This is a genomic window from Peribacillus sp., from assembly GCF_059453735.1.
Window position 1 is genome coordinate 1 of record NZ_JAZVJO010000233.1, and the last position, 4,083, is coordinate 4,083.

5 protein-coding genes and 1 pseudogene are annotated in these 4,083 nt (G+C 40.6%); 4 read left to right on the plus strand and 2 right to left on the minus strand.

Features of this window, described 5'->3' with window-relative positions; translation table 11 throughout:
- Positions 1 to 174: 174 nt before the first annotated feature.
- The 4 genes and pseudogenes from AC52RT_RS07350 to AC52RT_RS07365 all read left to right on the plus strand — a co-directional run.
- A pseudogene (locus AC52RT_RS07350) lies at positions 175 to 294 on the plus strand (HAD hydrolase family protein); the annotation flags it as partial.
- Between the two features lie 32 nt (positions 295 to 326).
- Positions 327 to 1,235, plus strand: a complete 909-nt coding sequence (locus AC52RT_RS07355; protein WP_495540139.1) for a helix-turn-helix transcriptional regulator — start codon at positions 327 to 329, stop codon at positions 1,233 to 1,235.
- 77 nt (positions 1,236 to 1,312) lie between these two features.
- Complete coding sequence (locus AC52RT_RS07360) at positions 1,313 to 1,828, plus strand: DinB family protein (protein ID WP_495540140.1); 516 nt, start codon at positions 1,313 to 1,315, stop codon at positions 1,826 to 1,828.
- Positions 1,829 to 1,940: 112 nt separating this feature from the next.
- Positions 1,941 to 2,510, plus strand: coding sequence for a YdeI/OmpD-associated family protein (locus tag AC52RT_RS07365; RefSeq protein WP_495540141.1), 570 nt, complete (start codon positions 1,941 to 1,943; stop codon positions 2,508 to 2,510).
- A 153-nt stretch (positions 2,511 to 2,663) separates the two neighbouring features.
- On the opposite strand, the gene AC52RT_RS07370 is transcribed toward AC52RT_RS07365, so the two are convergent.
- Together AC52RT_RS07370 and AC52RT_RS07375 are read right to left on the minus strand one after the other, a co-directional pair.
- Complete coding sequence (locus AC52RT_RS07370; RefSeq protein ID WP_495540143.1) at positions 2,664 to 3,596, minus strand: MFS transporter; 933 nt, start codon at positions 3,594 to 3,596, stop codon at positions 2,664 to 2,666.
- Entirely contained in the window at positions 3,597 to 3,896 is a 300-nt protein-coding gene (locus AC52RT_RS07375) for a hypothetical protein (protein ID WP_495540142.1), read from the minus strand.
- Between the last annotated feature and the right edge of the window lie 187 nt (positions 3,897 to 4,083).

Below are 4,083 nucleotides of genomic sequence, written 5' to 3' on the forward strand. Positions count from 1 at the left end.
TTACCTGTTATACTGTTTTTTTAACAAACGTTTTAAACATTTCTGCCTCTTCAAAATACGGACAATGGTTACTTTCTTCGAACGTTGTAAACGTTGCTTGTGGAAGTAGTTCTGCAATCTCCACCCCAAATTTATGGGGACATTGTGCATCATATTTGCCAGCATAGATGTAAGCGCCTTGGTATAGCGATGGGAAATGGAAACGTAAAGCTTAAAAAAACCGCTGATTTCGTAACGAAAAAGGCTAATGAAGATGGAATCGAATATGCTTTAAAGAAATTTGGGGTCATTTAGCTAATCAAATTGAGATACGGACGGGGATATAGATGAAATTAGAACGATTGATCTCTATGATTTACAAGCTGCTGAACCACGAAGTTTTATCTGCCTCTTTGCTTGCTGAAGAATTTCAAGTGTCCACAAGAACCATTTATAGGGATATCGATGTGATTTGCGCTGCTGGTATTCCGGTTATATCTCATCAAGGGATTAAAGGCGGATATGGCATAATGGACGGATACAAGATGGATAAAAGCTTGCTTGGTTCGTATGATGTCGATTCTCTGATCACCGTGCTTAGCAGCCTTTCCACCGTGTTTGAAGACGAGCGTGCTCAAGGGACAATTGAACGCCTGCAAACCGTTGGAACATCGCCGCAGACTCCGAGTTTAGCCGTGGATTTAGAAACCCTCCGTACAGATCCCGATGCACTACGTCATTTACGTGCGGGCATTACGGAACGTAAAGTCGTCCGTTTTGATTACATCAATGCAAAGAACGAACGTACGACCCGGACTATGGAACCAGTCCGGCTTCATTTTAAATATAGCAATTGGTACGTTTATGGATTTTGCCGAACACGACGGGATTATCGAGAGTTCCGACTATCCCGAATGATGAATTGCTCCCTGACACAGGAAACCTTTCAACCGCATCACGATGCGCCAAAAGAAACGGATTTATTAAGGCAAGATCAGGTGAGCGAAGTGGTGTTTCGGGTCGGACCGAAGGCGTTGGCGGAAGCAATGGATCATTTTCACCAAGCAGATAAACAATTTCATGACGATGGAAGTATGACCATGCGCATCCCCATTTATCAACCGTTGAAGGCCGGATGGCTTTGGTCGTTTCTGCTGAGTTTGGGGAGCGGAGTCGAAGTCCTTGAGCCGCTCGAACTGCGCGGAATTATAAAAGAAAAACTTCAAAACGCTCTCAAACTTTATGAAGAAGTATGACAGACAGTTGTCATACTTCTTTTTCTATTATAAAGACAGAACCAAAAACAAATTCAAATCAAAAGGAGACGATTTAAATGAATCATCCGGAAAAATTGTACGATTACAATGCATGGGCTACTCAAACTCTCTTGGGACGAATCAAGGAACTTCCGTCCTCCGTGTTGCAACAAGAAGTAAACACCTCATTTCCTACCATTGGCGAAGCGTTCGCGCATATCTATGCGGTCGAAAAGTGCTGGTTACAAGTTCTGAGTGGTATTAGTATGCCGAAGGCGCTGGAAGCGTGTCTTCCCCTTCAGCAAGAACTCCTTCGGTATTCTGATGATGAATTCACGAATACCTTTAATGAGTTAGCCGAACAATACAGAGCGTGGTTCCAAAACCAAGACGACTTGGAACAAACCATTGAGCTCGATAATCCATACGCTGGAACACGCAGCACTCAATTATCTGAAATTGTGCTGCAAGTGGTTAATCACGGGACTTACCACCGGGGGAATGTTTCGACCATGCTGCGCCAATTGGGCCATGCATCCACCATGAACGACTATTCTCTTTTTTGGTATCAGGAACCTGCAAAATCCATTTAGTCTCTGATGTTGGAGTAATGAGCACCAGTACAAAGGGAGAATAAAAAGGTCGGTACATCTAACGACCTTTTTGACTGCTTGTCATACCTTGAAAGGAGATTATCGTTTATCAATGGAAATGGAAAATTTACTACCAGCTAAATCGAGGAATGAATTAAGGGTTTGGCTACAGGAAAATGGTAAGACGGAAACATCTTGTTGGGTAGTCGTCAGTATGACGCCCAGACCTGAAACGCTGTTCTATTTGGATGCCGTTGAAGAATCTTTGTGCGTTGGATGGATTGATGGAGTCAAAAAGAAACTATCTGAAACGCAACTAGCGCAGAGACTGTCTCCTAGGCGCAAAGGAAGTTCATGGACTGAATTGAATAAAGAACGTGTCCGCCGCCTCGAAAAGGTAGGGTTAATGAATGATGAAGGAAGAAAGGTACTACCCGATATGGACCACGTTTCGTTTAAACTAGATAAAGTGATTGAGCAAAGGCTAAAAGAAAATGCGCAAGTATATGAGAATTTCATGGCATTTCCAGCTCTTTATCAAAGAGTTCGAATCGACACGATACAAAGCAATAAAAAGCAGCCGGAATTAATGAAGAGTCGATTAGACAAATTTATCAAGAACACAAAAGAAAATAAAATGTATGGGCAATGGCATGATTATGGACGCCTGCTAGATTATTAAATTACGAAGTAAATCATGGGCCGCTTATTTTTGGCGGCCTTTGGTTATGGAAAGAAACACCCTCATCTTTTATCTCGAATTTCTTGTAAATGCGCAATCTTGTTACGAACAGACAAAAAAACCAACAAAATCGTTGGCTTTCCTCTAAATCCTCTACATCTGGTTTTCAAATTTATCGTCTATGGTCAGTGTTACATACCTTTTAGAGGTAATCAGCGTAATAAACGACAAACATAATGCAGTTGCAGCAACCATAAAGACAACCCATATCCTATACAGATCACCCACGATTCCCATCATCAGCGTTGATACTCCGAAGGTAATCATGATTAAAGAACTCTGTGCGGCATATACCTTCGCTAACTGTTTTTCCTTCACTAGACTTTGAATGATTGTATGAATCGAAATCATCCTGAGTTCTTCGAATAAGCCATATATGCCTATAAGCAAAAGAGCCATGACTGGAATTTTATTCATTCCAAATAAAAGGGTCATCAAAAAAACCATAAAACCTCCGAGCAATAACACGTTCTGATTATGCTTGTTAATGAAATCAGCATGTCGATAAGCAAAAATTCCAGCTAGAAATAACCCTAATAATAAGGAAGTATTTATATACCCCCACCATTCTGTTCCCACATGCAGCCTTAGGTCGATAAAAGGAAGTAAAATGGCGGACACCCACACTGGACTAGCTATTGAACCAAAAACCAAGAGTAGATGAAGAATTCGCAGCCTCTTATCTTCTAAGATGATTCTCCAGCCCTCTAACATGGAAGTCAGTTTACTTCCCTTTACTAATCGTTCTTCCGCTAGTTTCGTTTCATTGACTTTAACGAATACCAGTAAGCATGTGGACACCACATATAAACTAAAAGTCAACATTAATAGCCCATTAGCATGTAAAAACGCGGATAATATCCCCCCTGCTGCCCATCCACCCATCTGAATAAATTGATAGACTGAAGACATAAGGCTATTAGCTTTAACTAACTGTTCGTCTGAAACTAACTGCGGTACTAACGCACTGCTTGCTGGGTTAGCGAAACTATCTAAAAAGGTAATACAGAATATAATGAAGTGAATTCACATAACCGTATTAGACGATAAAAAGAATGATACGTATAGAGTGAGTACAAGCAAGATACATGTCTTACCTAATTGAGAGTGAACCAAAATCGATTTCAACTTATAACGATCAATAATCAGCGGCGCTGCTAAACCGCCTAAAACCCCACCAAGCATAATGATTACTGGAACCAGCGAAACATAAAATAATGAATTTGTTACATTGTATACACTGGTTATAAGTGCAACAATATAAAAAACATCTCCTGCGTTAGCTAACGATTGACCTGATACCAATCGTTTAAAAGACTTCTCCAATGTAAACATCCCCTTATGTTTTTTAGAGAGTATAAAAGATTGATTGATTTACATTGGATTCACTCCTTTGAAACTTAGCAGGTTCTAAAAGCGAAAGGGGAATCGCTAAAGGTTCGACTAGTTATACTAAATGATTAGAATCTTTCGCACTGAACGACCGCCAATTGGCGGCCAGCTTATAAAGCAT

Bases quoted from the DNA above. Each gene is read 5' to 3' on its own strand.
- AC52RT_RS07360 (WP_495540140.1), top strand. From the start codon at position 1,313: ATGAATCATCCGGAAAAATTGTACGATTACAATGCATGGGCTACTCAA.
- AC52RT_RS07365 (WP_495540141.1), top strand. From the start codon at position 1,941: ATGGAAATGGAAAATTTACTACCAGCTAAATCGAGGAATGAATTAAGG.
- AC52RT_RS07355 (WP_495540139.1), top strand. From the start codon at position 327: ATGAAATTAGAACGATTGATCTCTATGATTTACAAGCTGCTGAACCAC.